The 26756-nt window shown below is 65.9% G+C and carries 25 protein-coding genes and 5 pseudogenes; 17 read left to right on the top strand and 13 right to left on the bottom strand.

The window, feature by feature from the left end; all coding sequences use genetic code 11:
- Positions 1 to 42 precede the first annotated feature (42 nt).
- Positions 43 to 642 (bottom strand): annotated as a pseudogene (locus EJ913_RS29835) (IS256 family transposase); the annotation flags it as partial.
- 80 nt (positions 643 to 722) lie between these two features.
- Between EJ913_RS29835 and EJ913_RS33335 the strand changes: the two are divergent.
- From EJ913_RS33335 to EJ913_RS29810, 6 genes are all read left to right on the top strand, one after another.
- Entirely contained in the window at positions 723 to 908 is a 186-nt protein-coding gene (locus EJ913_RS33335) for a winged helix-turn-helix domain-containing protein (RefSeq protein WP_425321135.1), read from the top strand.
- Positions 842 to 1462 (top strand): IS630 family transposase, encoded by a 621-nt coding sequence (locus EJ913_RS29830; RefSeq protein WP_425321134.1) that lies wholly within the window; start codon positions 842 to 844, stop codon positions 1460 to 1462. The genes EJ913_RS33335 and EJ913_RS29830 overlap by 67 nt, the downstream gene beginning before the upstream one ends.
- Positions 1463 to 2362: 900 nt before the next feature.
- Positions 2363 to 3064 carry a hypothetical protein gene (locus EJ913_RS29825; protein ID WP_127004830.1) on the top strand — a complete coding sequence of 234 codons (702 nt, stop codon included), beginning with the start codon at positions 2363 to 2365 and terminating at the stop codon, positions 3062 to 3064.
- 40 nt (positions 3065 to 3104) lie between these two features.
- Positions 3105 to 3362 (top strand): hypothetical protein, encoded by a 258-nt coding sequence (locus EJ913_RS29820; RefSeq protein WP_127004828.1) that lies wholly within the window; start codon positions 3105 to 3107, stop codon positions 3360 to 3362.
- A 9-nt stretch (positions 3363 to 3371) separates the two neighbouring features.
- Positions 3372 to 8606: a RecQ family ATP-dependent DNA helicase gene (locus tag EJ913_RS29815; protein ID WP_127004826.1), complete on the top strand. Its 5235-nt coding sequence runs from the start codon at positions 3372 to 3374 to the stop codon at positions 8604 to 8606.
- Between the two features lie 180 nt (positions 8607 to 8786).
- Positions 8787 to 9977 carry a PDDEXK nuclease domain-containing protein gene (locus EJ913_RS29810; protein ID WP_244939550.1) on the top strand — a complete coding sequence of 397 codons (1191 nt, stop codon included), beginning with the start codon at positions 8787 to 8789 and terminating at the stop codon, positions 9975 to 9977.
- 9 nt (positions 9978 to 9986) lie between these two features.
- Here EJ913_RS29810 and EJ913_RS29805 read toward each other — a convergent pair whose 3' ends face one another.
- The 3 genes and pseudogenes from EJ913_RS29805 to EJ913_RS29795 all read right to left on the bottom strand — a co-directional run.
- Positions 9987 to 10370, bottom strand: a complete 384-nt coding sequence (locus EJ913_RS29805; protein ID WP_127004824.1) for a helix-turn-helix domain-containing protein — start codon at positions 10368 to 10370, stop codon at positions 9987 to 9989.
- A 137-nt stretch (positions 10371 to 10507) separates the two neighbouring features.
- Complete coding sequence (locus tag EJ913_RS29800) at positions 10508 to 10810, bottom strand: hypothetical protein (protein ID WP_127004822.1); 303 nt, start codon at positions 10808 to 10810, stop codon at positions 10508 to 10510.
- Positions 10811 to 10883: 73 nt separating this feature from the next.
- Positions 10884 to 11122, bottom strand: a pseudogene (locus EJ913_RS29795) (integrase core domain-containing protein); the annotation flags it as partial.
- A gap of 116 nt (positions 11123 to 11238) precedes the next feature.
- Here EJ913_RS29795 and EJ913_RS29790 point away from each other — a divergent pair.
- The 6 genes and pseudogenes from EJ913_RS29790 to tnpB (EJ913_RS29765) all read left to right on the top strand — a co-directional run.
- A pseudogene (locus tag EJ913_RS29790) lies at positions 11239 to 11958 on the top strand (IS1595 family transposase); the annotation flags it as partial.
- A gap of 108 nt (positions 11959 to 12066) precedes the next feature.
- Positions 12067 to 12438 (top strand): IS66-like element accessory protein TnpA, encoded by a 372-nt coding sequence (tnpA, locus tag EJ913_RS29785; RefSeq protein ID WP_127004818.1) that lies wholly within the window; start codon positions 12067 to 12069, stop codon positions 12436 to 12438.
- Positions 12435 to 12788 (top strand): IS66 family insertion sequence element accessory protein TnpB, encoded by a 354-nt coding sequence (tnpB, locus tag EJ913_RS29780; RefSeq protein ID WP_127004816.1) that lies wholly within the window; start codon positions 12435 to 12437, stop codon positions 12786 to 12788. Before tnpA (EJ913_RS29785) ends, tnpB (EJ913_RS29780) begins: the two co-directional genes overlap by 4 nt.
- A 70-nt stretch (positions 12789 to 12858) precedes the next feature.
- A pseudogene (gene tnpC / locus EJ913_RS29775) lies at positions 12859 to 14043 on the top strand (IS66 family transposase); the annotation flags it as partial.
- A gap of 31 nt (positions 14044 to 14074) precedes the next feature.
- Positions 14075 to 14545: an IS66-like element accessory protein TnpA gene (gene tnpA / locus EJ913_RS29770; RefSeq protein WP_127004814.1), complete on the top strand. Its 471-nt coding sequence runs from the start codon at positions 14075 to 14077 to the stop codon at positions 14543 to 14545.
- Positions 14545 to 14892: an IS66 family insertion sequence element accessory protein TnpB gene (tnpB, locus tag EJ913_RS29765; RefSeq protein WP_127004845.1), complete on the top strand. Its 348-nt coding sequence runs from the start codon at positions 14545 to 14547 to the stop codon at positions 14890 to 14892. Before tnpA (EJ913_RS29770) ends, tnpB (EJ913_RS29765) begins: the two co-directional genes overlap by 1 nt.
- A gap of 145 nt (positions 14893 to 15037) precedes the next feature.
- Here tnpB (EJ913_RS29765) and tnpC (EJ913_RS29760) read toward each other — a convergent pair whose 3' ends face one another.
- The 6 genes from tnpC (EJ913_RS29760) to EJ913_RS33150 form a co-directional block, all read right to left on the bottom strand.
- Positions 15038 to 16681, bottom strand: coding sequence for an IS66 family transposase (tnpC, locus tag EJ913_RS29760; protein ID WP_127004812.1), 1644 nt, complete (start codon positions 16679 to 16681; stop codon positions 15038 to 15040).
- Between the two features lie 79 nt (positions 16682 to 16760).
- Positions 16761 to 17108: an IS66 family insertion sequence element accessory protein TnpB gene (tnpB, locus tag EJ913_RS29755; RefSeq protein WP_127004810.1), complete on the bottom strand. Its 348-nt coding sequence runs from the start codon at positions 17106 to 17108 to the stop codon at positions 16761 to 16763.
- Positions 17105 to 17515: an IS66-like element accessory protein TnpA gene (gene tnpA / locus EJ913_RS29750; RefSeq protein WP_127004808.1), complete on the bottom strand. Its 411-nt coding sequence runs from the start codon at positions 17513 to 17515 to the stop codon at positions 17105 to 17107. Before tnpA (EJ913_RS29750) ends, tnpB (EJ913_RS29755) begins: the two co-directional genes overlap by 4 nt.
- Positions 17516 to 17968: 453 nt before the next feature.
- A complete protein-coding gene (locus tag EJ913_RS29745; RefSeq protein WP_127004806.1) occupies positions 17969 to 19645 on the bottom strand; it encodes a methyl-accepting chemotaxis protein in 1677 nt (558 codons plus the stop codon).
- Between the two features lie 423 nt (positions 19646 to 20068).
- A complete protein-coding gene (locus tag EJ913_RS29740; protein ID WP_127004804.1) occupies positions 20069 to 20770 on the bottom strand; it encodes a hypothetical protein in 702 nt (233 codons plus the stop codon).
- Positions 20771 to 20785: 15 nt separating this feature from the next.
- Entirely contained in the window at positions 20786 to 20914 is a 129-nt protein-coding gene (locus EJ913_RS33150) for a hypothetical protein (RefSeq protein ID WP_280531405.1), read from the bottom strand.
- Here EJ913_RS33150 and EJ913_RS32825 point away from each other — a divergent pair.
- A complete protein-coding gene (locus tag EJ913_RS32825; RefSeq protein WP_244939549.1) occupies positions 20913 to 21299 on the top strand; it encodes a hypothetical protein in 387 nt (128 codons plus the stop codon). The genes EJ913_RS33150 and EJ913_RS32825 overlap by 2 nt on opposite strands.
- A gap of 23 nt (positions 21300 to 21322) precedes the next feature.
- On the opposite strand, the pseudogene EJ913_RS33330 reads toward EJ913_RS32825, so the two are convergent.
- The 3 genes and pseudogenes from EJ913_RS33330 to EJ913_RS29725 all read right to left on the bottom strand — a co-directional run.
- Positions 21323 to 21625 (bottom strand): annotated as a pseudogene (locus tag EJ913_RS33330) (TniQ family protein); the annotation flags it as partial.
- A 5-nt stretch (positions 21626 to 21630) separates the two neighbouring features.
- Positions 21631 to 22506 carry a TniB family NTP-binding protein gene (locus EJ913_RS29730; RefSeq protein WP_127004800.1) on the bottom strand — a complete coding sequence of 292 codons (876 nt, stop codon included), beginning with the start codon at positions 22504 to 22506 and terminating at the stop codon, positions 21631 to 21633.
- A complete protein-coding gene (locus tag EJ913_RS29725) occupies positions 22499 to 24184 on the bottom strand; it encodes a TnsB C-terminal domain-containing protein (RefSeq protein WP_127004798.1) in 1686 nt (561 codons plus the stop codon). The genes EJ913_RS29730 and EJ913_RS29725 overlap by 8 nt, the downstream gene beginning before the upstream one ends.
- A 135-nt stretch (positions 24185 to 24319) precedes the next feature.
- On the opposite strand from EJ913_RS29725, the gene EJ913_RS31975 reads away from it, so the two are divergent.
- Genes EJ913_RS31975 through EJ913_RS29710 form a run of 4 tightly spaced genes read left to right on the top strand, consistent with a single transcriptional unit; the run spans position 24320 to position 26532 of the window.
- A complete protein-coding gene (locus tag EJ913_RS31975) occupies positions 24320 to 24655 on the top strand; it encodes a hypothetical protein (protein WP_185910009.1) in 336 nt (111 codons plus the stop codon).
- Positions 24628 to 25116, top strand: a complete 489-nt coding sequence (locus tag EJ913_RS29720; RefSeq protein ID WP_127004796.1) for a hypothetical protein — start codon at positions 24628 to 24630, stop codon at positions 25114 to 25116. The genes EJ913_RS31975 and EJ913_RS29720 overlap by 28 nt, the downstream gene beginning before the upstream one ends.
- Positions 25117 to 25175: 59 nt before the next feature.
- Entirely contained in the window at positions 25176 to 25991 is an 816-nt protein-coding gene (locus tag EJ913_RS29715) for a site-specific integrase (RefSeq protein WP_244939548.1), read from the top strand.
- Positions 25912 to 26532: a tyrosine-type recombinase/integrase gene (locus EJ913_RS29710; RefSeq protein ID WP_185910008.1), complete on the top strand. Its 621-nt coding sequence runs from the start codon at positions 25912 to 25914 to the stop codon at positions 26530 to 26532. Before EJ913_RS29715 ends, EJ913_RS29710 begins: the two co-directional genes overlap by 80 nt.
- Positions 26533 to 26756 lie beyond the last annotated feature (224 nt).

Here is a 26756-nt window from a genome sequence, read left to right as displayed (position 1 = left end):
ATTATGCTCAAATCGAGGACGTCGCCATCGCGGCGTGACTCAACCAAATCGGCCTCCGACAAACTCGGGGCGGTTCAGGCCGTCGGTGGTGACGCCGATGGCGAGTATGGCGGCGACCGACACGATGCGGCCGTCCTGGCGCACCTTGACATAGGTGGCGTCCAGCCACACGAAGGGCCAGTCGCCCTCCAGCGGCCGGTTCAAGAACGCCTGCACCCGCTCGTCGATGTCCTGGCACAGGCGGCTGACCTGGCTCTTCGAGATGCCGGTCATGCCCATCGCCTTGACCAGGTCATCGACGTTGCGCGTCGAGATGCCCTGCACGTAGGCTTCCTGGATCACCGCGACCAGCGCCTTCTCCGCTGTGCGCCGTGGCTCCAGGAAGGCCGGGAAGTAGGAGCCGCGCCGAAGCTTGGGGATCCGAAGGTCAATGGCGCCGGCTCGAGTTTCCCAGGTCCGCTCGCGATACCCGTTGCGCTTGGTCTGCCGCTCGTCCGTGCGCTCGCCGTAACCGGCGCCGCACAGGCTCTCCACCTCCAGTTCCATCAGCCGCTGGGCGGCAAAGCCGACCATCTCGCGCAGAAAATCGGCGTCGGCGCTCTTCCCAATCAGGTCCTGAAGAGCGATCCTGTCCTCGGTCATCGTGGTCTCCGTTTCGGTTGATGGTCGTCAAGCAACCTCAACTTACCGAAGACACACGGTGACCGCCTGCTTCCGAACGGCTGGCCCGCCTGCGCCAGCTAGGGGGGAGCGCTCCGGCGGGCCAGCCTCACGTTCGGACACCACTCACTGGGACGCGATCGTGCGCCCGGCTGAACCTGTCGAAGCAGAAGACGCGGCCCTGTCACCCGCAGTCGGACGCCAAGGCCCAGGCCGCCTTTCAGAAAAAGGGCTGCGCGAAGCCCTGAAGGGGGCGGCCGCGGCGCATCCTGAACGCCGCCTCCAACTCTGGTTTCAGGACGAAGCGCACATCGGCCAGAAGGGCCGCACCGCCCATCGCTGGTGGGAACGCGGGCAGCGTCCGGTCGGGCTGTGCGACAAGCGCTTCACCTCGGCCTATCTCTACGCCGCCCTTTGCTTGGCCAGCGGCGCCGACTTCGCGCTGGTGATGCCCACCGTCTCCACCACCGCCATGAGCCTGTTCCTGGATGGCTTCTCCCGGAGCCTGGAGCCGGACGTCCAGGCCGTGCTCGTGCTCGATCAGGCGGGATGGCACGGATCGCGGGCGCTGGCCGTGCCGGACAACGTCACGCTGGTGCCGTTGCCGCCCTACAGTCCCGAGTTGAACCCGGTCGAGCGCGTCTGGCTGTACCTGCGGGAACGCTTTCTCTCCCACCGGCTTCTCGATGACTACGACGCCGTCGTCGAAGCCTGCTGCGACGCCTGGAACGCCCTCACCGCCACACCCGACCGCCTCCGCTCCCTCACCAGCTACCCGTGGCTCCCATGTGTCAATGCTTAGGCTCAGAGGTATGAGTTCGTCAGGCGGTTACGTTGCGACGCACGTTGCGACGGGTTGCGACGCTCGTAGCGACGCGGTGCCACGCTGGTAGCAACGTTCCAAGAGACGGAGGTTGCAACGTTGCGACGTCGTTGCGACCCCCCTGCAACGATGTTGCGACGCCGTTGCGACCCCTCTGCAACGATGTTGCGACGCTGATGCAACGCGTTTCCCACGGGGGCGAGACGGCGAGCGACTTGCTCCCCCTCATCCCGTCGCGGGCCCATTCAGTCAACGGCGTGAAAGTGGAATTTTCTCTCTTAAGCTGTAACAGACCGCTCGCCTGAGCCGAGCGGCACGGTGCCTTCGCCGCGGGGCTCTTGCGACAAATCACACCCGTCCATCCATAGAAAATATATATTGATCAATAATTATGCTTGGTGACGTGGCTGTTCTCTGCAGCTGTTATCTTGTGGAGACGCGCATGTTTACGGAGCCTCACCGTCTACTCCAGAAGGGCTCGCGTCACGGGGCTTTCAAACAATAGAGGTCGCCTTATCACATTGACAGGGCTCGACCTTTGCTTGGCTTTGGCAAGTGTCGTGACGAGCGCATGGTGTGTGGTTGGGCGTCACCTTCTGTGAACGGGCAGTGGTCGGTTCGGCCGTCCTGGGTAAACGCGTTATCGACTGAAGGTTGTCCGGCGATAGGGGGCTTCGGACGGTGGCAAGACTGCGGCAGTGATCATCACACCTGTGCATCAAAATGCCCGGTAATTCCGGGTAGGAAAGTTTAATTTTATTATATATCAATATACTAGATCAATTTTTGTTGTTCGGAAGACCGTCTCATCGCGCTGACAGGGGGCATTCACAGCTTTTCGGAAGGCGTATCTCCCAGTGATGCCGGATCGGTTGCCGCTTGTTCGATCAAAAACAAGGTCGTCAGGAGGATGAAAACAGAGAGACTGTTGACAGCCAAGGCGGTCTCGGGTCAGGTGGTATGAGCAGCCACGTGCTATCCGTTCAGGCGAGGGTTCTCATGAGCGGCAGCCCTTCCAACTCGCCGGCCGCCGCACCGAAGCGATGGCGGGCAGAGACAATCGAATGGGCGGCGATGGCATTTCAGATGTCGGCGCCGATCTCGGACGCAGCCAATTCGTTGCTGCCGCCCAAGGGATCGGCCTGCCAACTCTGTGCCCATGCCATGGGGATTGGGACGCTGTGTACTGGGTTGTGCGATCTCTCCGACAAAGAAGCTCTGGCCGCCTTGAACCTGTACAGTCCCGTTCGGCCACGCGAAGCCAAGGAAAGACTTTTCTCGTGGTTCACCAACCAACCCACCAAACTTGTGCAGACCTCAGGGCCGAATGGTGCGTTGCAAACCAGGATCATGACGCCGATGCGTCGGGAATGGCTCGAGCGGCAATTGGACTTGGTGGAACTGGGGTTAACCAACGCTGATCACGATACGGTCACGGCAGCGATGGTGATCCTCCGCAAATTATCCTTTGACGTTATTGATCTCGAGCAAATGCTGGGTGGGAGAGCCGCAGAGAACGGACAGGCGATCGGGCAGGGCGACGATGCGGCGCGCCAAAGGAGGCCGGCTGGGCCGGACTGACCACGGCTCCGCAGCACGGCGCCGTCAGGTCGAGGCCGCGATGGCTCTGCTGCAGGACCGCCCAGTCCTCCGAATTGATTTTCCACAAGAGCGTGGCCACCATCGGTCGCGCAAACCGCTCGGTGGCTTGTCTGGTAGGGCCGAGCGTCTTCAAATTGGCGTTGTCTCCAACAGGGTGTCGGCGGCCATCATCGCGCCGTTTACCCGTGCCGAAAGGTCGCAACGCAAGAACGGCGTTGTGACGATTCATTCGCACGCTGTAGAAGATTTTCATCCGGCCCTATCCTCTTTGAAGTGAAGGTCTTCCTTGCGACCGCACCTCTTCGACGCGCTTTCCCGGAACCGGCAAGCGGGAGCCGGGCCATCCGATGCAACCCTCGACGCCTGGCTGACGACCACGCTGTTCATCGACGTCGAAGCCGATCGGGGTGGGAACCCGAGGGTGGTGGGCGCGGTGCTCGGCGAGGACATGTTTCGTTGGGAAAAAGGCGCGGCCGGCTCCCTGGCCGCCGCCGGGTTGGGCAACTTCGCACGGAAAGCCGTGCGGATCGCCGGCCACAACATCCTGGCGCACGACCTCGTGATCCTGCGCGACGCGTTGCCGGGGCTGGACGTCTGGGCCTTGCCGGTGGTGGACACGCTGGTGCTGTCGCCCCTGGCCTTTCCCGCCAATCCCTACCACCGGCTCATCAAGGGCTACAAGATCGCGAAGGACACGGTAAACGATCCGGTTGCCGACGCCCGGCTGTGCCGGATGGTGCTGCGCGATGAGATCGCCGCCTTCACCCGTCTGGCGCGGCGAATGCCGGACGTCGCCGCGTTCCATCGCTTCGCGTTGTCCGGCCCGGGGCACGGCGGCATGGCCGATCTGTTCGGCCTGTGCGGTGCGGCCCTGCCGCCTTCGGCATCGGCGGCCTTTGCGCTGTGGCGGCGGTGCGTGGCGACGCGGGTCTGCGCAACCGCAGCCGATCGTCTCGTTGCGACGGAGCTGGAACCGGCGGACGCTCGCCTTGCGTTCGCCCACGCGTTGGCTTGGCTCGGTGTGGCCGGTGGCTCCTCGGTCCTGCCGGCCTGGGTGAGGCACCGCCATCCGGCGGTGGCGCCGCTGCTGCGAAGCCTGCGCGACACGCCCTGCGCCGACCCGTCCTGCGCCTGGTGCCGTACCGCCTTCAGCGCGTTTCACTGGCTGCGGGAAACCTTCGGCTTCGATGCCTTCCGGGCCAGTCCAGCGGCTGCCGATGGCGGCAGCCTGCAGCAGCGGATCGTCGAGGCCGGGCTTGCCGGGCAGCCGACGCTGGCGGTGCTTCCCACCGGCGGCGGCAAGTCCCTGTGCTTCCAAGTGCCTGCTCTGGCCCGCCATCAACGCAGCGGGGCGTTGACGGTGGTGGTGTCGCCACTGCAGGCCCTGATGAGGGATCAGGTCGATAATTTCCGCAGCAAGACCGGCCGCCCGGCCGCCGCGGCCGCGCTCTACGGCTCGCTCACCCTGCCCGAGCGCGGGTCGGTGATGGAGCGGGTGCGGCAGGGCGATGTCGCCTTGCTGTACGTGTCGCCCGAGCAGCTGCGCAACCCGTCCGTCGTTCGCACCCTCGAACAGCGCGAGATCGGCGCCTGGGTGTTCGACGAGGCCCACTGCCTGTCCAAATGGGGCCACGACTTCCGTCCCGATTATCTCTACACGGCGCGCTTCATCGCCGAACTGGCGGAGCGTCAGGACGCCCCGCCACCGCCGGTCACCTGCCTGACCGCCACCGCCAAGCACGAGGTGGTGGACGAGATCCGCAGCCACATCCGAGACCGGCTCGGCCAGGAGTTGGAGCTGCACGCCGGCGGCGTCGAGCGCTCCAACCTGACCCTCGCCGTGGAGGCGGTCGTCCCGGCCGAAAAGATCGAGCGCATCGCTCTGCTGCTGGAGCAGCATGTGCAGCGGGAAGGAGCGCCGGCCTGTGCCGTGGTCTACGCCGCCACCCGACGGCGGACCGAGGAGCTGCGCGACGCGCTGGTCGGGTATGGCTGGCCGGCCGCCGCCTTCCACGCCGGCATGAAGGCGGCCGACAAGGAGGAGGTGTTGGCGGGCTTCATCGCCGGCAGCGTTCCCGTGGTCTGCGCCACCAACGCTTTCGGGATGGGCATCGACAAGGACAGCGTGCGATTGGTGGTGCATGCCGATGTGCCCGGCTCGCTGGAGGCCTACACCCAGGAGGCCGGGCGGGCCGGGCGGGACGGCTTGCCGGCGGCCTGCGTGCTGCTGTTCGATCCCGACGAACTGGAGGCGCAGTTTCGCCTGGCGGCCCGGTCGGAGTTGCGGCGGCGGGACGTGGGGCAGATCCTGCGCAGCGTGCGGCGGCTGTCCCAGCGCCTGGAGAGGGACGAGGTGGTGGCGACGGTGGGCGAACTGGTCGCCGATCCCGAACTTGACCTCGGCTTCGCGCCGGACGACGCCGCTGCCGACACCAAGGTGAAGACGGCGCTGTCCTGGCTGGAACGCGCCGGCTTGGTGATCCGGTCGGAGAACCGGACCTCCGTCATCACCGCGCGGCCGAAACCGCTGTCGCTGGAGCAGGCGCGCGCCACCATCGAGCGGCTGGGCCTGCCCGCCAGAACGGTGGCGCAGTGGATGGCCATTTTCCGCACGCTGGTGGCCGTCGCCGCCGATCCCAGCGAGGAACACCCGCTGACCGTCGACAGCTTGGCAGCCCTGGACCCCTTGGCGGCGGACACTGCCGGGCCGCCGCAGGAGGCGACCGCCAAGGTTCTGACGGTTCTGGCGGCGATGGCCGGCCACGGCCTGATCGAGAGCGGAACGGTTCTGACGGCGCAGGTGCGGCCATCGGGCGTCAACGCGTCGCGCCGTGTCCTCGCCCAATTTGCCGGCGCCGCCCGCACCCTTCTGGCCGTGTTGCGGGAGGAGGCGCCCGACGGCGAGGAGGTTCGCCTGTCGCTGTCGGCGGCCACCCAGCGCCTGCGTGACGGCGGGTGCGCCGAGTGCCAGCCCGAGATGGTCCTGCGGCTGCTGAAGACGCTGGCCGACACCAACCGCGGCGACGGCGCGCGGCTGCGTCTCGCCATGGTGGGGCGCCGGCGCTACAGCCTGAAGCTGTCGGGAGGCTGGGACGTCCTGGAGGACGGCCTTCGCCGTCAGGAAGCCGTCGCCGCCATGATCCTGGAGCGTCTGCTGGCCGCCGGCCGGGCGACCGACGGGGCGGGCAAGGCGGTGGTGCCCTTTGCCGTCGAGGATTTGGCCCAGGCGGTGACCGGCGACACGCTTCTGGCCGCCGAGATCGCCGACCCGGTCGCCGCGGTGCAGGCGGCCTTGCTGATGCTGCACGACTGGAAGGTAATCCTGCTGCAAGGCGGCCTGTCGGTGTTCCGCCAGGGGCTGAGCCTGCGCTTGCCGGCGGAGGCGCGCGGGCGGCGCTACACCAAGGACGATCATGAGCCGCTGGCCCGCCATTACGCCGGCCGCACCTTCCAGATCCACGCCATGGGCGAATACGCCCGCCTGGGGCTCGCCAGCCCCGATCGGGCGGCGGGCTTCCTCGCCGACTATTTCACCCTGCCGGAGGACCGGCTCCTGGCCCGGCATTTTCCGGGGCGGCGCAGCGAGCTGGCCCGGCCGGTGTCGGCGGACACCTACGCGCGCATCGTCACCGACCTTGCCAACCCGGCGCAGGAGGCGATCGTCACCGCACCGGTCGGGCGCAACCTGCTGGTTCTCGCCGGGCCGGGATCGGGGAAGACCCGGGTCATCGTTCATCGCTGCGCCTACCTGATGCGCGTGCTGCGGGTGCCGGCGCAGGCGATCCTGGTGCTGTGCTTCAACCATACGGCCGCGCTGTCGATCCGACGCCGGCTGCGCGCCCTGCTTGGGGACGAGGCCGGCTGGATCGACGCCCATACCTACCACGCGCTCGCCATGCGGTTGGTCGGGGCGAGCATCGCCGAACGGCTGGACCATGGAACGGATGCGAAAGCGTCCGATCCCTTCAAGACGGTGATCCAGGACGCCACGGCGCTTCTGCGTGGGGATAGTGCCTGTCCCGGTCTTGACGCCGACGAGGTTCGGGAGCGGCTGCTGGCGCGGTACCGCTACATCCTGATCGACGAGTACCAGGACATCAACGGGGAGCAGTATGATTTCGTCTCCGTAATCGCTGGCCGTCAGGAAAAGGATGTCGAGACCCGGATCGCCCTGATGGCCGTCGGCGACGACGACCAGTCCGTGTATCGCTTCCGCGACGCCGACGTCGCGTTCATCCGCCGCTACCAAGCGGATTACGTGGCGGATGTTCGCCATCTGGTCGAGAACTACCGCTCCAAGGCTGCGGTGATCGCCGCCTCGAACACGTTGATCCGCCACAACACCGACCGGATGAAGGCGGAGCACCCGATCCGTATCGACCGGGGCCGGGCTGACGCGCCGATGGGCGACCCGGTGCGGGTACTGGCGATCGACGACACGGCCCATCAGGTCGGCGCGGTGCTGGCGGCCATCGAACGGCAGCGCGCCCGGCACCCCGGCACGCCATGGAGCGCCTTCGCTGTGCTGGCGCGGCAGCGCCCTGACCTGGAGCCGTTCCACGCGTTGTGCGACCATGCCGGCGTGCCCTGCGATCCCGCCTATGACGACACGTCGGATCGGTTTCCCCTACACCGGCTGCGCGAGGTTCTGGCCTTCCTCGACCGGCTGCGGGCGGCGCCCGCGCGCGTCGACGAAGCATGGCTGCGGGGGCAGCTTGCGGCCTTGCGGCGCGAACGGGGAGACTCGCCCTGGTGGGAGCTGGTGGAGCAGCTGCTCGACGGCTGGACGGCAACGAGCGGCGGCCGTGCCATGGAACCGGAGGCGGTGCGCGAGGCGTTGTACGAAGGGCTGGCCCAGCTCCGCCGCGAGCGCTCGACCGGAGACGGCGTCCACATCGGCACGCTGCACGGGGCGAAGGGGCTGGAGTTTCCGCACGTCATCGTCCTTGACGGAGGATGGGCCGCTTGGCAATCGACGCGAACCGCCGCCGACACCGAGGAGGAGCGCCGGCTGTTCTATGTCGGGATGACGCGGGCGCGCGAGACGCTGACCCTGATGCGCCGTGCGGATGTGAAGAACCCGCATTTGCCGCTGATCGACGGCGTGGAGCGCGTGACCGCCGCCGCCACGGAGCGGGCCGATCCGCGTCTTTACCAACGCCGGCGCACCGTGCTCGGGCTTGGTGAGCTGTACATCGACTTCGCTGCCCGCCAGCCCGCGACGGCGCCCGTGCATCGGGCCTTGAGCACGCTGCGGCCGGGTGAGGCGGTTGTGTTGCGGGCTCCGCGGACACCGAACGAACGGGTGTCGGTGCTGGCCGGGGACGGTACGGTGATTGGGTGCCTGTCGGGAGCGGCCAGCCAGGAGTGGTCGCCGCTGATTCCGTTTATTGAGCGGGCCAGCGTGCATGCGATCGTCCGGCGCCACGCGCGGGATGGTGCGGAAACGCGGCGAGGAGCGATCCACACCGAGAGCTGGGAGCTTCCGGTGATTGCGGTTTGGCGGCGTACGGTTTGCTGACCGGAGCGTCCATGGTTTCCACACCGTGACGTGTCTCACACGGTGCCAAGTCCAATCGTTGCCTCCAATCGCCTGTGGAGGCGGGTGGAAGGCTTGCGATGCGTAGCAGGACCGGTCGGCCCAAAACGACTTGGCCACCGCCTTCGGGTACGGGGTCAGATCGCCGCCACCGCTTTGCAGATGACGTTGACCACCGACAACCCATCTGCTTTGTGTGACGAGAAAGACCGGAGTTGCTGCTCTGAACTGATGCGGCTGACGGCGCCCGTGCTGTCGGTCTCTTGCCCTTTTGAAGAGGACCTTATGGCTGAGCTTCCTGCCCCGGTTGGATACACGGAGTGGTTGGTGGGCTTGAAGGCTCGGATCAGGCAGGCGCAGGCCCGCGCCATGCAAGCCGTGAATGCCGAGCAGACCCTGTTGTACTGGGAAATCGGCCGGGATATCCTGGACCGGCAGGAGAAGCAGGGGTGGGGCGCGAAGGTCATCGACCGGCTGGCCATCGATCTCAAGGGCGAGTTCCCCGGTGAGAGGGGCTTCTCCCCACGGAACCTCAAATATATGAGGTCCTTCGCCGACGCGTGGCCGGACCGTCGGTTTGTGCAAGGCGTCCTTGCACGAATGCCATGGTGGACGCAGATTGCCTTGCTCGACAAGCTGAAGGACCAGGAACTTCGGATCTGGTACGCAAAGGCGGCGATCCAGAACGGCTGGACGCGGAATGTCCTCGTACTTCAAATAGAATCCGAGCTTCATAAACGCCAAGGCGGTGCCGTTACCAACTTCACCCGCACGCTCCCGCCGCCGGACTCGGAAATGGCTCAGCAGGCGTTGAAGGACCCCTATAATTTCGAATTCATGTCGATCAGCGCCATGGCCCACGAGCGGCACTTGGAGGCGGGGCTGATCGAGAATCTCAAGCGGTTCCTAATCGAACTTGGCATGGGCTTTGCCTTCGTCGGCAGCCAATATCACCTGGAGGTCGGAGGCCAAGACTACTACCTCGACCTGGTATTCTTCCATCTCAAGCTCAAGCGCTACGTCGTCATTGACTTGAAGATGGATGATTTCGCACCGGAGTATGTGGGGAAGATGAATTTCTACTTGGCCGTCCTGGACGATTTGAAGCGAGAGCCTTACATGGCACCGAGCATCGGCCTGATCCTGTGCAAGTCCCGCAACCGGACAGTCGTCGAGTACGCCCTGCGCGATGCTGCGAAGCCGATCGGTGTGGCCGAGTACACGGTTCAGGTTCGCCTTGCGGAAGAACTCCCTCCGGATCTGGCCAGGGATCTGCCGACTGTCGAGCAGATCGAACAGGTTCTGGTGCTGGAGGAATCTCCATTGGATGACGGCGCTCTCCCTGAGAACTGACGTTTGCCTTCATGCAGCGCGGCGGGCGACCGTGCGCGCAACCAGTTCCGGCGCTTCTTCGATTACGAACAGCAGGGGCCGGGTGAGTGCATCCGGGGTGCTGCGGCCTTGCTCCCAATCGCACAGCGTGACAATCGCGAAGCCGAAGCGGGCTGCGAATTCAGCCTGGGTCAGATCGAGCTTGGCGCGGATGCCGCGGACATTGACGCCGCCAAGGGGATGAATCACCCGCACGGTGGAGGGTGGGCCGTCGGACAGGTCGGGGGGAGCGTCGGGGTTCTCGGCGATCTGACGAGCGATGTCCTCGTCCATCATCGCATCGATCGCCTCCCAGTCGATAGCGGCCATGGCGGCGGCGTGTTCGGCGTCGGTAAGGGGGGTGGTTTTGTTCATGGTGTTTGGCCTTTCGCTTGCTGTCCTTTCGTGGGCTGTGAGATGGTCCCATTCATAACGAGGGCTTGGCAGCGGACAGGGTTAAGACGCCTACCGGCGCCTTTCCGGTGGGCCGCTGTGGAGCCAGACATCGGATTTCATTCGCAACAGCTTTCGGTGGGATGGCGGTCCAGGATCCGCTGCAGAGCCGATTGGCCGGCCAGCGTGTCGAACAGAACGAAACGGTCGGTTTCCGGTACCGACATCACGTCCGCCACCATCTCAGGGTCCTCTTTCATCAGTTCGGAGATGAAGTGCTCCCAGCTCTGAAAATTAAAGATGGTGTCGCACTCTGTCACGGCTTCTCCAGCTTCCAATTGACGAATTTTCTCAAGGAACATTTCTCTCAATTGCTTGTCTTTCAGGCCAATGCTGAGCTTGATTTTGGTTTCATGTTCCATAGCGCTGATCCTTCCTACATCTGACATGGATGTGTGAACCGCCCTGGGTTTGTCGGGGGCTGATTTGGTTGAGTCACGCCGCGATGGTGATGTCCCCAGCTTGGGCATAGTAGCGTGCTTTGGCCTCTGCGGGGGAACGTTGCCGATGGGCTCGAGCAGACACCGGTGATTGAACCAGTCGATCCATTCCAGAGTGGCGAACTCGACGGCTTCCAGGGTTGGGCCAAGGCCTGCGGCGCCGGAGATCACCTCGGTCTTGTAGAGGCCGTTGATCGTCTCGGCCAAAGCGTTGTCGTAGCTGTCGCCAACGCTGGGGTGACGCCATAGAACGGGCGGAAATATACGCCGCCATTATCAACCAAACACAGTAAAGCGTATCCTCCCCAGCGCTTACGTGCGACTCTCAGCCATCAAGCACGGAGGGGACGATGGGATCGGTACTCGAAGAGCTGACGGCCATTCGGACCGTGTCGGAGATGACCGAAGCATTCCACGACGAGGCGCGGTGCCGCCGGCTGGTTGAGGCGATGGTGTGGCCGAATGGACGGCTCTGTCCTGCCTGCGGCTCGCGGCGCTCAATCACTTTGGCGGGGCGCGACACGGGACGACGGTGCCGGCCGGGACTTTATCAGTGCTGCAATCCAGACTGCCGCTTCCAGTTCACCGTGACGACACGAACCCCGCTACATGGAACGAAGCTGCCGTTGCGGACCTGGCTCACGGGGCTGTGGTTCATCCTGCAATCGGACAAGGGCATCTCGTCTATCCGTCTGGCTGAAGCACTCGGCGTCAGCCAGCCGACGGCATGGCGGATGGGCCATGTTCTGCGGCTCCTGGTGTTGCGCGACCATCCGCTGGGCGGAACGGTGGAGATCGACGAATTCCATTTCGGCGCCAAGCCGCGCCGAGATCCCAATCCTCCTAAGCTGGGGCGAGGACGCAAGGGCCAGCCCCGCACGACGAAGACACCAGCACTCGCGGTCGTTCAGCGGCCAAGCGGTCGGGAGCCGGGCACACCGGCGGGCGAGGCTCGTGCCGCTGTGGTTGCTGATCTGTCGCTCGACGAGGCCGAGCGCGTGCTGGAAGCCGCTGTCGATCCCGACGCGCACCTGATGAGCGACGAATGGAAGGCGTTTGTCGTAAGCGGTGTGCTGGTCCCACCTTTCGGCGGGATCAAGGCGGAGCGAATCTCCCGGATCGCATGATCGGGAGAACGGTTTGTGTCTACGCTTGACCTTACGCTTGACCAGGAGCCCGTGCTGGTGCGCCGCATGGAGGTGATCACGGGCGATGTAGGGCGCCGGACCTGGTCGCCAGAGGAGAAGGCGCGGATCCTGGCTGAGGCGGCGGTACCCGGGGTCGTGGTCTCCGAAGTGGCCCGTCGTCACGGATTGCGGCCCCAGCAGGTGTTCGGCTGGCGTCGGGAAGCGCGCACCGCCAGCCGCTCCCAGGAGGGCATGGTGTTCGCCCCAGTGGTGCTGGACACCACGCCGTCCTCCGCCACGCCGATGCCGAAGGAGCCCCCGGCCATCGAAGTGCAGATCGGCGATGCGATGGTGCGCGTGCCGGCTGGCATGGATGGCGCCACCGTCAAGGCGGTGCTGCGCGCGGTGAGGGCGTTGCGGTGATCGGCATCGAGGGCGCGGTGCGAGTCCTGGTCGCCGCCAAGCCGGTCGATTTCCGCAAGGGCATGGATGGGTTGGCCGCCTTGGTGCAGCAGCAACTGGGGGCGGATCCCTTCAGCGGGGTCGTCTACGTCTTCCGCTCCAAGCGAGCCGATCGGGTCAAGCTCTTGCATTGGGACGGCACCGGACTGGTTCTCATCGCGAAGAGATTGGAGGTCGGCCAGTTCCGCTGGCCAGCGATCCGCGACGGCGTGATCCGGCTGACCCCGGCTCAGCTCTCAGCGCTCGTCGAGGGTCTGGACTGGACCCGTGTGCGGAGCGTGCGGGTGCCGTGGCCAACGTCCGCCGGCTGAACTGCGACACAGCGACTCGCTTGCCGCTTCGCAGGCGAGGACGGCGCAAGCCGCCGCTATACTGGTGGACGTGACGACCGCGCCTGAACCCCTTCCCAGCGATCCTGACGAACTGCGTGCCCTGCTGCTGGCCGAACGGCTCCGGCATGCCGCGGAGTTGACGGCGGCCCGCTCCTCGGCCGAGGAGGAAATCGCCCGGTTGCGCCAGATCATCCGGGAATTGCAGCGCCATCGCTTCGGCCGCCGGGCCGAGCGCCTTGATCCGGACCAGCTGGCCTTGGCCTTGGAAGACCTGGAGCAGACGCTGGCCGCCAAGGAAGCCGAGCCCACCGGCACCGCCGCGGCCAAGCCAGCCCCTTCGGAGCCCCGGCGTCGGGTGAACCGCGGCAACCTGCCAGCCGATCTGCCACGCGAGGAGATCCTCATCGATGTCGCCGACAAGACCTGCCCGTGTTGCGGCGGCACGCTGCATCCCATCGGCGAGGATGTCTCGCAGCGTCTCGACCTCGTCCCGGCCCGCTTCCGGGTGCTGGTGACCCGCCGGCCGAAATACGCCTGCCGCCAGTGCGAGGAGGGCGTCGTGCAGGCCGCGGCGCCGGCGCGCATCGTGGACGCCGGCATCCCCACCGAGGCGCTGATCGCCCACGTGCTGGTGTCCAAGTACGCCGATCACCTGCCGCTCTACCGCCAAGCCCAGATCTACGCACGCCAGGGTGTCGATCTCGACCGCTCCACCCTGGCCGACTGGGTTGGGCGGGCGGCGTGGTACCTGCGACCTCTGCATGAGCGGTTGCTGGCCAGCCTGAAGGCATCGGGCAAGCTGTTCGCCGACGAAACGACGGCGCCGGTGCTCGACCCCGGACGGGGCAGCACGAAGACCGGCCAGCTCTGGGCCTACGCGCGCGACGATCGCCCCTGGAACGGACCGGAGCCGCCGGCGGTGGCCTACGTCTATGCTCCCGATCGCAAGGCGGAACGGCCGGTGGCGCATCTGCAAGGGTTCACCGGCGTGCTCCAGGTCGATGGCTATGCCGGCTATCGCAAGCTGGCCGAGGGCGGAGCCGTGCGCCTCGCCTTCTGCTGGGCGCACGTCCGCCGCGGCTTCTATGATCTCCAGACCGGCGGCTCGGCGCCGATCGCCAGCGAAGCCTTGCGGCGCATCGCCCAGTTGTACGCAGTGGAGGCCGAGATCCGCGGTATCTATCCGGCGAGGACCGCCTTGAAGGCGTCGCGGTTCGCTGTCTTGTCTGGGGTGTTTTGGCGAAGCACCTCTTACGAGCGCACTTATGACGGGATCGGTATCGAAGGCTGAGATTTTGCCGGGGCCGGAGCGGCGTCGGCGCTGGAGCGTCGACCAGAAGCTGGCGATCGTGGCAGAGATGGAGCGGGCGGGATCCTCGGGCAGCGCGGTGGCGCGGCGCTACGGGATTTCCACCGGGCTGCTCTACACGTGGCGTCGGCAATCGCAGGGGCTGGCCACGCGCAGCCGGACGCGAACGTCCAAAGCGGCGCCGGCCAGCTTCCTACCGGTGGTCGTCCGGCCGGAGGAAGAGTTGGCGATGGTCACGCTGTCGCCGCCAACGGAGGCTTCCATCGCTCTGCCCGCCATCCCGGCCCCGGCGGCCGCGGTGGAAGGCGGGCCGGTGCCGGCGGATGGCGTGATCGAGATCGAACTGTCGGGCGGGCACCGTCTGCGGGTTGACCGTCATGTCGACGCCGAGGCGCTCCGGCGGGTTCTGTCGGTGTTGGGGGCGTGATGGTGCCGACGGCGCCCGGAACGCGGGTGTGGCTGGCGGCGGGCTTTTCGGACATGCGCCGGGGCTGGGCCGGTCTGGCGCTCCAGGTCCAGGAGGTCCTCGGGCACGATCCGCACAGTGGGCATCTGTTCATTTTCCGGGGGCGCCGCAGTGACCTGATCAAGGTGATCTGGCACGACGGCCAAGGCATGTGCCTGTTTTCCAAGAGGCTGGAGCGTGGCCGGTTCCTCTGGCCCTCGCCAGCCGACGGGGTGGTGGCGATCAGCCTGGGACAGATGGGTTATCTCCTGGAGGGGATCGACTGGCGCATGCCCCAGAAGACCTGGCGTCCGGAAGCCGCCGGATGACTGCGGCACGATGAATCAGGCGGCGGGTCCAAGGCAGCCGACAGACGACGCTTACCGACGAGCGGCATGGCTGGTGGTCGCTGGCGAGACCGAGATCGACGCGACCGAGCAGGCCTTCGTCGTAAGCATCCGCTGAGTGCCGCGGTCAGGCAGCTTTCGTCTGCTCGCGGATTGCCTTCCATTCCCAGGGCAGGAGTTCGCGCAGGCGGGTTTGTGGCATGTCGTTGATGCGCGCCAGCACATCAGCAAGCCACGCCTGGGGATCGACGTCGTTGAGCTTGGCCGTGGTGATCAGGCCGTACATGATCGCCGCCCGCTGGCCGCCGCGATCGGAGCCGCAGAACAGCCACGCTTTCCTCCCGAGGGCGATCCCGCGCAGGCCGCGTTCGGCGGCATTGTTGGTCAGGCACAGCCGGCCGTCGCCGAGGAAGCGGGTGAAGCCGTTCCAGCGGGTCAGCATGTAGTCCATCGCCTTGGCCACGGGGGCATGGCGGGAGAGCCGGGCGCGCTCCGTCCGCATCCAGTTCTCCAGTTCGGCTACCAGGGCAACGCCGTGCTCCTGGCGGGCCGCCAACCGCTCGGCCGCCGGCTTGCCGTTCAGCGCGCGTTCGAGATCGAAGAGGACGTCGATGCGCCTCACAGCCTCCAGCGCCAGCGGTGAGATCGGCGGGGCGTCCTTGCCGCGCCTGGTGTTCGCGGCGATATCAGCCAGCTTGAAGAAGCCGCGCCGGGCATGCGCCCAGCACAGCACGTCGCGGATCGGCCCCGGCCGGCGGTCGGGTTCGTACAGCCGATTGTAGCCGGCGAACGCATCGGCCTGCAGCCAGCCCGTGAAGCCGGTTAGGTGCCGTTCGGGATGTTCGCCCTTGCGGTCTCGCGAATAGTGGAACAGCGCCGCTGGTGGGGCTTGGCCGGCGAACGGCCGGTCGTCGCGCACATACACCCACAGCCGCCCGGTGTCGGTCTTGCCCTTGGCCAGCACCGGCACCGGCGTGTCGTCGCCATGCAGCCGCCCGGCTGCCATCACATGCGCGGCGATCAGGTCGTGCAGCGGCTTCAGCACCGCGGCGGCGGTGCCCACTTGGTCGGCCAGGGTGGACAGGCTGAGCGGCACGCCCTCCCGCGCGAAGCGTTCGGCCTGCCGGTTCAGCGGCTGGTGCTGGCCGAACTTCTCGAACAGCAGGGTGGCCAGCAGGTTGGGGCCGGCCCAGCCGCGCGGGGTGGTGTGGAACGGTGCCGGCGGCTGGCTGATCGTCTCGCAGGCCCGGCAGGAGAACCGCTCGCGCACCGTCTGGATCACCTTCCAGTGGCGCGGGATCACTTCCAGCGTCTCGGTGATCGTCTCGCCCAGCTTGCACAGCTTGTCCGAGCCGCAGCACGGGCAGTTCGCCGGAGCCGGCACAACGACGCGCTCGCGCGGCAGATGCTCGGGAAAGGGATGGCGCGATGGCCGCTTGCGGGTGAAGGCCGCCACCGCGGTGCTTTTGGCGGCAGCCTGCTCAGCCGCCAGCTCGTCCTCGCTGGCTGTCGCTTCCAGCTCTTCGAGCTGGAACTCCAACTGGTCCAGCAGACGCGCCTTGCGTTCGGAGCGCGTGCCATAGAGTTCGCGCCGGAGTTTCTCGATTTCCAGCTTGAGGCCGGCGATCAGCGCCTCGGTATTCGACGCTATCGCCCTGGCCCGCGCCGCTTCGGCTTCGGCCGCGTCCGCCCGCGCCTCGGCCTGCGCCAAGGCGGCGCGCAAGTTTGCGACATCGTCGGACGAGGTGGAGGGGAGCGGGGCGGAGGTCATGGCGCCAGTTTACCCGGGAACGCGCCGTCGAGCCGCCGCAATCTCCCCTGAACCGGTGCGTCGATTCACCGTGTCGCAGTCACCCCGCGGTTTCGGGGCGCCATGTCTTCTGCGGGTTGCGCCAGTCGATGCCTTCGAGCAAATAGCCCATCTGCCCGACCGAGATCGAAACCGCGCCGTCCGCCGGCGTCGGCCAGATGAAGCGCCCCCGCTCCAGCCTCTTCATGAACAGGCAACTGCCCTGGCCGTCATACCAGATGATCTTCACCAGATCGCCCCGGCGCCCGCGGAAGAGGAAGAGATGGCCGCTGTGCGGGTCCTGGGCGAAGCGTTCCTGCACCAGCAGCGCCAAACTCGCCCAGCCCTTGCGCATGTCCGTGTGCCCGCTGGCCAGCCATACCCGCACGCCACTCGGCACCGGGATCATGCCAGGGCACCGACGACGGCCGCCGCCAGGGCCGGATCCACCGCCCCTTCCAGACGCAGGCGTGCCCCGCTGGGCAGGATGACCTCGACGACTGCAGGGCGCGTGGCCGGCGTGGCCGGAAGCGGCAATGGCTCAGGGGGCTCCACGACCGGCGGTTCGGTTACGCTCGGCTCCGGCGTGATGGTCACCGCGACAAAGCTGGGCGGTTCGGCCACGGAGGTCCCGCCGACCTTCGTCAGGTCCCGCCAGCGATACAGCAGGCTTTCATGCACGCCCAACCGACGGGCCGCCTCCGTCACCACCACGCCGGGCCGGAACGCCTCCTCCACCATCCGCACCTTCTCCGCCGGCGTGTAGCTCCGCCGCCGTTCCCGGCCCGTCAAAACCTCGATACGCTGGTAAGCCATGACGTTTGCAACTCGTTTGCGTCAGCGCGATGACGCGCAACGCAAAACTCAGACATCAAACCCTGTTTTGCCAAGGCGGCTCTCACCGGAGGCGTACGCCGGCGCCGCTCCTTGCCGGTAATGATCTCGACCCTCTGCATCAAGCGAGCCTCCTTCTGGACTCCAATGGAGCCTCCGTAGACCCGCTCTTCACCTATTTCCTCACCCCCAACAAGGCGGCGTTCGGCAGACGCTTACATGCTACCCGCCCCACCTGAATATTGTGGCTCATCCTTGGTCTCCTTATGGATATGGGCCTTTCCGGTTGGGAAAGGCCCATATCCATAAGGGTTGGCTGAGACCGTTGAAGCTCCGTGGATGAGCGAGACTACAGGCTGAGGCGTATCAGAAGCTGCCATATAAGAGGCAACAAAAAGAGGCAGATTTTATTTCAATTCTGCCTTTATCCGCCGATCAGGCGGCCCGGATGTTAGCGAGAAACGTCTCGACCTCGCGACGCAACCCTTCTGCCTGCTGTGACAGTTCGTTTGAAGCGCTGAGAACCTGTGTTGCCGCAGTCTCTGTCTCCCTTGCGGCTTGGTTCACTTGGACGATGGTACCGCTGACCTCTTCCGTACCTTGGGCGGCCTGCTGGACATTACGGGTAATCTCGCCAGTCGTGGCGTTCTGTTCTTCAATGGCAGCTGCGATGGCCGAAGAAATCTCATTCATCGTGGTGATGGTGTTGCCAATGCCTTCAATCGCTCTCACCGTGCTCTGGGTCGCGGTCTGCACCGATGCGATTTGCAATGCGATTTCCTCCGTGGCCTTCGCCGTCTGGTTGGCGAGCGCCTTCACCTCGCTGGCGACGACCGCGAACCCCTTTCCGGCCTCGCCCGCGCGTGCCGCTTCGATAGTGGCGTTCAGTGCCAGCAGGTTGGTCTGGCTGGCGATGTCCTGGATCAGTTTCACCACATCGTTGATGCATCCGGCCGCATCCGCGAGGCGACGCACGGTGTCGGTCGTCTCCTCCGCCTGGGCAACCGCCACCGCAGCGATCTCATTGGATTTGCCGACTTGGCGACTGATCTCATGGATTGACGCGCTCATCTCCTCCGTAGCAGCCGCTACGGTCTGTACATTTGCCGAAGTTTGTTCAGCCGCTGCGGCCGAAGCTGTCGCCTGCTGGTTGGTCTGATCGGCAAGTGTGGCCATGCTGTCGGCCGTCTGGCTGAGTTCGGTCGAGGCGGACGCTACACTGCTCAACGTGTTGGAAACGGTACGTTCGAAGGTCACAAGCAATCGTTCCGTGGTTGCAGCGCGCTTGTCCTTGGCAATCTGTTCCGCGGCTTGTTTGGCCTCCAGTCGAGCTCGTTCCTGTGCGTTCTCCTTGAAGACTTGTACCGCCTTGGCCATGCCGGCGATTTCATCACGGCGCTCGCTGCCCTCGACGAGGATGTCGATCTTACCGGCGGCCAGCTCGCCCATGGTATGGGTGATCCGTTCAATCGGCGTAGCGATGGTTCGGCGTGTGATCGCTACCGCCACGCCAAGGCAGATGATCAGACCGACCATCGCGATGGCCAGCGTCCAATAGACCGCCGACTGGGCTGAGGCCTCTGTCGCATCCGCAGCCGCTTGTGATTGGCGATCGACCCGACCAATCAAGTTACGCATTTCAGTACGGACGTCCGCATAAGCTGGATCAAAACTTTGGACAACGATATCACGCGCTGCTCTATCATTATTTCTTATCGCCTCCGACTTTAAGATGTCCGAAATTTGGATCATCCCTTCAAGCTTCCTCTGCACCGCTTTGATTTCGGAAGCGAGCGGCGGCAGGGCCTTTGCCGCTTTGGCGCTCCGCTCCAGGGCACTTTTGCCTTCCTCATCAAGCATAGCTGCCGCTTGGCGAATCCTAGGCTCGTCCTCTTCGGCTATCATTTGATAAACGTTGCCCCGCACGGCGTTGAGTGCCGAGTTGGCGCGTGCCAACCAGAGAGAAGCCTGCATTTCCTGATTGGTCAGATCTGAATATTCATCACTGACATTTTGCAAGTTAATCAGGGCTGTACCTGCGAGGCCGATGGCGAGAGCTGCCATAAGCAGCAGCATCAGAAGGACTTTGTTCACGATGCGCAGGTTTCTCATGGTTCGGGCACCGATTGATTTTGGGGGTGGGTACGCTGTCGGCCTGCGTCCCAATAGGTCATCCCAAGCAATAACGGGGCCATTGACGCACTTGATAGATATCCCGATATCGCAACGCGATGGACGCTGTATGTCCACCGGGTATCTGTTCTGTCAAAGCTTTTGGCGTCGCATTTTGCATCAACCCTGCAAGATGCAAAGTAAATGAAATTGAAGAAGTGAACGAACATCGACAACTAAGTGTTCTTAGCCAATTATATGCACAGAATTGAAAAATCACCGAATCGCTCTCTTTGGTTGCTGTCGCGGCAGAATGTTACGAGATTGGCTGCGACTACGGAAAAGGTGGGATGGCGCACAATGGACACGTCTGCTTTGGGTCAGATTCGGACGTTCGAGACTGCCTCGAAAGCGAGGGCCATGTCACCGCCCATTGGGTCGAGACGGAACCCCAGGAACTTGGTGTTCGCGCTGAAGGGTCGACCCGATGGTGTCGTCGTGGTGGATGGACGATTCGCGCCCCGCTGTCTCGGTCAGGTGCTTGGCGGCTGCCGCGGACAGCTTGCGAAGCAGAGCCCGGCGCTCACGGGCGCGGAGCTTCTTCGGCAACGGCCCATGAGCCTCCAGAACCTGCCGGACGGCATCCAGGATGTGCGGGCTGATCGTCAGTGACGGGGCTGTCCGGCTCGGGAGCGACGTGGAGCGCCCTCGGGCGCGCCGCATCGCCTTCTCGGGAAACCGTGGCAACCCCGGCCGCTTGCCAAGAGTGAGGTTCCGCTCGTCCCATGCCGCCTGACGCGCGGCGCCGATCCGCGACGCGGCCTGGGTGTTGGCCGCCACGGGGCGGTAATGGAAGGTGCCGACCGACGGAAAGCGCGAAACGTGGTGGTTCCCCGTGACCGGAGGCCGGTCGGCCAGCAGCGCCCTGGCCCAGGCCATGTGATTCCAATGCGCCTCGGCCAGCCGCTCGGTGTAGCTGGGGTGGTTGCTCCACGGCTTGGCGAGGGTCTGGGCCGTGTGCGTGGCGACCGTGTCCTTCGACTGCCACCCGACCGACCGAGCCCGGCCCATCATCGGCATCGCCAGCATCTCGCCCGGCCAGACCTCCAGGAGAAGCCGGATCATGGCCGTGAACTGCGCCTAGTCGCGGTCCGTCTTGCGGCCGGCCCGGTTGCTCGTGCGCAGGCCGGCGAACAGGGTGGTGAAGGGCGCCGTGACGAGCTGCCAAGCCAGGACCAGCGACACGGTCAGCCCATTGCGCTCCTCCATGGGCAAGCGGTACCGGCCGGAGGTCGGCGCTCGTGTCGTAGGCATTCAGGATGCGGAACTCGCAGCGCTCGCGCATCGTGTCGATGTCGGCGATCTCGACCTTGAGGAAGCTGTTGAGCAGGTGGACGAACCACAGGAAGACGTCGACAGAGTAGGCGGGCGCCAAGCGCATGCCGAGCACCTCCTGGAAGACGGAGCGGTCGAAGGCCGCCCGATCGAGGAACCCGATGACATGCCGCACCTGATCGTAGAAAGCCGGCAGCGGCACCCCGGCCACGACCTCCCGCGGGTCCAGGTCGGGGGGATGGAGCGGACAGACCACGCGCCAGGCGGCGCGCGCGAACAGCAGCTCGACCGGCGATCCGCCCGGCGCTCGGCCTCGTAGGCGCACTCCGGACAGGGGACGTGATGGTTCAGGCAGGCGTCCTCCAGCGGGCGGTCGAGCCCCGCGAAGGTCATGCCCCGCAGCACCTCCCCGGCGATCCCCGTGTCGACCTGCAGCCGCGCCATCACGGTGGGCAGCGGCCGGAACACGAGGTCCCGGTTGATTGCCTCGGTCACCCAGCGGCGCGGCACGCCGAGCCGCTCCAGGTAGTCGGCCCGGCTCAGGCCGTAGAGGTTGGCGATCGTCTCCACCCAACCGCCCAGCGCCTCGCCCGGCGCCGGCCGGGGGACAACGGGCAAGTCCGGGATGGAGGCGAACAGCCGCATCCCAGTCACGCCATCCCGGGTCGGCCGATGAGGTCGTTGACCATGTCAGCCGTGATCCGCTCCTCGCCGACCTGGATCGCGTCGATGCCGAGGTCGATGAGCGTCTCGAAGAGCTTGGCGGTGGTTCCCCCGCAGTGGGACAGCAGCGCCCGGATCGAGCGCGTGGTGAGAGTCGAGGGCCGGCGCAGCGGCAGGGTGCGCACGACGCTGCCGACCATCGTCTGGAACTCCTCCCCGGCCTCCCAGACCGGCAGCTCGACGAAGCGGAAGCGGCGGGTGAGCTGATGGTCGTGCATCAGCGCCTCGCGGGCGTCCTGGGTGCCGAAGAGGACGAGCGGGATGCCCAGCACGTTGCTCAGGTGGCGGATCACCGTCAGCATGATCCCCTGCTGGCGCAGCGTGCCCATCAGCATGTTGTGCGACTCATCAATCAGGATCTGGCGCACCCCGGTCAGGCGGTAGAGGGTGACGACGCGGTCCGCGATGACCGGGATGTTGACGCGGCTCTCGTTGACCGGGGCGTCGATCGCCCGCAGCAGTTGGGTGTAGAACCATTTCACGTCGCACATCGGCGGCATCTCCAGCCCGACCACGCTGGTGCGCCGCACGCCGGAGCTCCGGTCGAACACCGCAGGGTGGTCGCGCAGATGCTTGCGCATGATCGTCGACTTGCCCTGGCCGGATTCGCCCCAGATCAGCAGGTTGGGCTTGATCGTGCCGGCCGGCTGCTCGAACTGGTCGAGCATGAGGTCGAGGACGAAGCGGCAGCGCGGGTATTCGGTGAAGCGGCGGCCCTGCATGCGGACGATCCGCTCCTCCGGAGACAGGGCGATCACCTCCAGCGCCGACGGTCCGAGATGCCGGTAGGCGTCGTCAGTCATCCCAGGTCTCCGTGTCGTAGAAGGGCAGGTCGAGCGGGGCGTCGTCCGCGCCGCCGTCGGGCACGACCCGATACGCCGCGTCGATGATCGGCGCGGTGGGAGCCGTCGGCAGGGCCGGTGTCGACCGTGGACCGGCGCCCCGGGCCCGTTCCAGGCGCGCCCGCCGGCTGCGGCCGCTGGCCTCCTCCACCAGCTTGCGCCGGGCCAGCACCATGTCGAAGATCATGGCCTCGTCGACGCCGGCGCGTCCCTGGCGGCGCAGCGCCCGGCTCGCGGCCTTGTGCTCCCACAGGGAAATGGCCGGACGCCGCAGGTTGCGGTAGGGAACCTCCAGGTACTCGCCCGACACGCCGCGGATGAAGACCTTGGAGAGGTCGGCAGGGTTGTAGTGGGCGGTGACCTTGCGCTTGTCGTGGAGGAAGGGCGTCAGCGCGTCGTGCCAGTAGGAGATGTTGAACAGGTGGACGCCGTCGCGCTGCACCGTCCGCTCCTCGAACGGCAGGAAGTCGCGGTGGAAGGTCCGCAGGTCGGCCGGCATCCGGAAGACCCTGCCCTCGGTGTCGGCCGCCCACTTGGCGTTGGGCGACGTGCCGATGCCTTCGTGGAAGGAGGCGTGGTGCTCCAGGATGATGCTGGCCACCAGCCACTCGATCTCGGTGATGGTGAGGCAGGCGTTGCCGGCGGCGTCGTAGATGCCGCGCGCCTTGATGTTGGAGAAGGTGGTGCCGGGCAGCAGATGCAGTTCCTGGCTCAGATGGCCGATGCGGCGCTCGACATGCCCGCCCATGTGCGGCGTGCCGGGCGGCCGGTAGCGCAGCTCGATGCCGTAATCCTCGCAGGCGCGGGTGAAGGCCTTGGAGTGGAACTCCTTGCCGTTGTCGGTGTGGACGACCTCGCACAGGCCCATGACCGGCCAGCGGGCCGGCAACCCCCGCGACGCCAGCCATTCGCTCTTGTCCATCACGGCGTGGGCGATGCAGGCAGCGACGCTGGTCGCCGAGGGCGGATCGAAGGTCAGGTAGAAGCCGCAGTACATGCGGGTCCGGATGTCGACGGCCAAGGTGATGAACGGGCGACCGATCACCTCCAGGCTGTCGGGCTCGACGGCCATGAGGTCGGCCGGGGTGTGGTCGATCTGGATAATCTCCAGCGCGCGCTCGGCTTCCAGCGATCCCCGGATCGGGTTGAATTCGTTCCGCGCCCTCTTGCGTCCATGGCGGCGCTTGGTCTGTTCCCGCTTGCTGATCGCCGCCAGCCGGGTGTCCACGGTCTGGCGGGCCGGCTTGGTCAGGCCCTCCGCCGCGCACCGGGCGTGGATGCCCTTCATCAGCAGCGATTTCTTGGGGTGGAGGAGGGTGAGGTAGGTGCCCTTGATCTCCTCCTCGATGATGGCCTCGACCCGGTCGTCCAGGCGCCTTTCGCCACTGGCGGGACCCGGCACCTTCAGCAGCAGGGAGCGGGTCCGGGGGTCGGCTTCGTAGGCCTTGAGCAAACGGTAGAGATGGTTGGGGGTGAGGGCGAGCTCGCTGGCCGCCGCCGCCATCGCTTCCGCCCGGGCGCCATAGGTGGGAGGGTTTTGCACCAAGTCACGAACGATGGGTTCGCGCTCGCGGGCAAGAGCCCAGTCCTCTTCGGAGACGGTCGTCAGCGCCTGGGAGCTGTGCGGATGCCGTGGCACTTTTCACCCGATCCACTTTCTGCTTTTCGCAGCATCCTCTCTGCTTTTGCATCAAATGGATGACGGAGACGCGAAGAATCTCTTACATTTCCTCGCTAGAATTTTGCGTGAACTACTTTGCGGCGACACCCAGGCATGATCTCCCGCGCGGAGGTGACGTCTTGGCTGGCTCTGGACGAGGCTGGCAAGAGCGCTGGTCTGAAGCAATTCCATGAGGAGGGTCGGCTGGAGGCCTTCATGAACCGCCTGCTCGCCGCCTATCCAGATCTGCAGGATCCAGCACCGGAACAAACTCTTTGGACCTTTAGTATGGCACCGCTGTTGGTGCCGGCCGGCGCGGAGATTGACGTTCGGCAAGCGTTGTCAGCCTGCAATAAATTCGATCAGCTTTGCCACTTGGTGACCAGAGGCGCGCCGGCGAACGCAACGCCGATCGGGAGACGATGGTTCGCATACTCTTGGGGAAGTTGATTGCAGCCGGGTCTTATGATGCTCCGTCCTTGCTGCTGCATCGGTTCAGCTTCCCTTCCGGTGGAGGGTTTCACAAGGGTGATCACGGTGAAGATTTTCTGACGCCTACGGATGCATCCTCCCTTTCTGACCAGATCCGCGAGACGATTTGCCAGTCGGTGACGGAAGGGCGATGGCGTGCAGAGGTCCGCACCGGTTGGCCACTGATTGTGGCGTCCGGTCATAGCCAGTGGAATGACTCGCGGGAGCGTCTGACCGAAGAACTGGCACGGGACGAGCACGCGCTGCGCGCTTGGACCATCCTCCTTTACGTCGGCATGAGAGGGGAAAAGAAGCGGATTGACAGGATTGTTGATGCCGAGGTGGTAGGTGAAAAGCTGCGGTCCACTACCCCATCCCTGTGGTCGAGTCCTGCTGCGGCCTATGCGCTCAGAAATGCGCTCGAGGGTTTGCGGGTGTGATGGTTGTGCGCCGGCCCATGGCGATGCCTCCCCGAACCGCTGAGTCCTCTCCTGGTAAGGTGTCCAGCCACGTCGATGACGAGGCTACAGAAGCGGGGTCTCCCGCGATCCCATTCGCCTACGTTCCGTCGCTGACGGCCGTCGACGTCGACCGTCTGCGCGAAGCCTTTGCCGACCGGGTAATGGCGCTCTCGACCCGGCGGGCGCTGCGTGGCGACGCCAAACTGTTTGTGACGTGGTGCGGGCAGACCAAGCGTCAGGCGATGCCGGCCAGCCGGGAGACGGTGGCGGCCTTCTTGGAGGCCGCGGCGGCCGACGGCCGGTCGGCCGCCACCCTGCGACGCTACCGCAGCTCGCTGGCGTGGTGGCACGCCGCCGGCGGCTTCCCCAACCCGTGCGCCGGCTCGGCCGTCACCATGGCGGTTCCCAAGCCGGACCTCACCGACACCGCCATGGCAAGCCTGCACACCTTCATGGACGTGGCTCAGCGCGCCTACGCGCCAGCGACGCTGCGCGCCACCGAGGCCGACATCCGCTTGTTCGCGGTCTGGTGCGACCAGCAGGGGGTGTCCTGGCTGCCGGCGGAGCCGGCGACCGTGGGGAGCTACATCCGGGCGATCGGCTCGTCCCGGAAACCGGCGACGGTGGCCCGTTACCTCGCCTCGATTGCCCTGATCCACCGCTCTGCGAACGAGCCCAACCCCTGTCTGCACTGGATGGTGAACGCTGGAGCGACGCGGGCACGCACGCAAGCTCGGGTCGAAGCAACGGCAGGCGGCGGCCCTGACCGACGCGGTGCTGGCGCCGATCTTCGACCGTCTCGATCCCGACCAGCCCGGTCGGAAGAAGCCGCTGAAGCCGATCGATTTCCGTGATCGCGCGCTGCTGCTGGTCGGCCGCGACACCCTGGCCCGCGCCGACGAGCTGGTGGCGCTGCGCTGGGCCGACCTGCACCCGGTCGATCCCGTCCTGAATCCGGACGCTCACCCGGGCGAGGCGACGATCCGGATCAGCCGCTCGAAGACCGACCAGGACGGGCAGGGCGCCGAGGTCTGGCTGTCGGCCGAGACGGCGGCGGCGCTCGCCGCCTGGCGCAAGGTGGCGCCGCGGTGGCCCGCCGAACCGGACGGTCCGGGGCCGCTCACCAGGGAGGGGGGCTACCTGTTCTGTCACTTGGCGCGCAGCGGCGCCGGCGAGCGGATGAGCACCGAGGCCGTGCGGGAGGTGGTGGCGCGGCGCACCGGCGAGGCCGACCCGTGCGCCATCGGCTTCAGCGGGCATTCCTTGCGCGTCGGCGCCGCGCAGGACTTGCTGGCCGCCGGCGTCGACCTGCCCGGGCTGATGCAGGCGGGGCGGTGGTCGACGCCAGCTATGCCGGCCCGCTACACGGAGCGCCTGCGGGCGACGCGTGGATAGCGTCCACGCTCGTGGTGGAAATTCGCTGATCGCCCTGGGGGTGGGGCATGCCCCACCCCCAGGGCGGCCTGTGCGCAAGAGGTGGTCATTGGGTTCGTCCTTCGGTTCGAGCTGAAGCGTTGCAACTCTACTCTAGAGCATCGCGCTTGAAATCTGAATCGGCGGTTGCGCTTGGGCCGCTGACGTGATTCACCATTGTTGGAGGTGGATCATGGGGCGCAGCT

The organism is Azospirillum doebereinerae (genome assembly GCF_003989665.1).
GTDB lineage: Bacteria > Pseudomonadota > Alphaproteobacteria > Azospirillales > Azospirillaceae > Azospirillum > Azospirillum doebereinerae.
Note: the sequence above shows the minus strand (reverse complement) of the source record. Positions and strands in the feature narration are given on the sequence as shown.

Excerpts from the sequence above, each read along its gene's own strand:
- EJ913_RS29810 (WP_244939550.1), top strand. The coding sequence starts at position 8,787 with ATGACGTTGACCACCGACAACCCATCTGCTTTGTGTGACGAGAAAGAC.
- EJ913_RS29800 (WP_127004822.1), bottom strand. The coding sequence starts at position 10,810 with ATGGAACATGAAACCAAAATCAAGCTCAGCATTGGCCTGAAAGACAAG.
- EJ913_RS29805 (WP_127004824.1), bottom strand. The coding sequence starts at position 10,370 with ATGAACAAAACCACCCCCCTTACCGACGCCGAACACGCCGCCGCCATG.
- EJ913_RS31975 (WP_185910009.1), top strand. The coding sequence starts at position 24,320 with ATGATCTCCCGCGCGGAGGTGACGTCTTGGCTGGCTCTGGACGAGGCT.
- EJ913_RS29820 (WP_127004828.1), top strand. The coding sequence starts at position 3,105 with ATGGCTCTGCTGCAGGACCGCCCAGTCCTCCGAATTGATTTTCCACAA.
- EJ913_RS32825 (WP_244939549.1), top strand. The coding sequence starts at position 20,913 with ATGGGCAAGCGGTACCGGCCGGAGGTCGGCGCTCGTGTCGTAGGCATT.
- tnpA (WP_127004808.1), bottom strand. The coding sequence starts at position 17,515 with ATGGCTTACCAGCGTATCGAGGTTTTGACGGGCCGGGAACGGCGGCGG.
- tnpC (WP_127004812.1), bottom strand. The coding sequence starts at position 16,681 with ATGACCTCCGCCCCGCTCCCCTCCACCTCGTCCGACGATGTCGCAAAC.
- EJ913_RS29730 (WP_127004800.1), bottom strand. The coding sequence starts at position 22,506 with ATGACTGACGACGCCTACCGGCATCTCGGACCGTCGGCGCTGGAGGTG.
- tnpB (WP_127004845.1), top strand. The coding sequence starts at position 14,545 with ATGGTGCCGACGGCGCCCGGAACGCGGGTGTGGCTGGCGGCGGGCTTT.
- tnpA (WP_127004814.1), top strand. The coding sequence starts at position 14,075 with ATGACGGGATCGGTATCGAAGGCTGAGATTTTGCCGGGGCCGGAGCGG.
- tnpB (WP_127004810.1), bottom strand. The coding sequence starts at position 17,108 with ATGATCCCGGTGCCGAGTGGCGTGCGGGTATGGCTGGCCAGCGGGCAC.
- EJ913_RS29740 (WP_127004804.1), bottom strand. The coding sequence starts at position 20,770 with ATGATCCGGCTTCTCCTGGAGGTCTGGCCGGGCGAGATGCTGGCGATG.
- EJ913_RS33150 (WP_280531405.1), bottom strand. The coding sequence starts at position 20,914 with ATGGAGGAGCGCAATGGGCTGACCGTGTCGCTGGTCCTGGCTTGGCAG.
- EJ913_RS29720 (WP_127004796.1), top strand. The coding sequence starts at position 24,628 with ATGGTTCGCATACTCTTGGGGAAGTTGATTGCAGCCGGGTCTTATGAT.
- EJ913_RS29745 (WP_127004806.1), bottom strand. The coding sequence starts at position 19,645 with ATGAGAAACCTGCGCATCGTGAACAAAGTCCTTCTGATGCTGCTGCTT.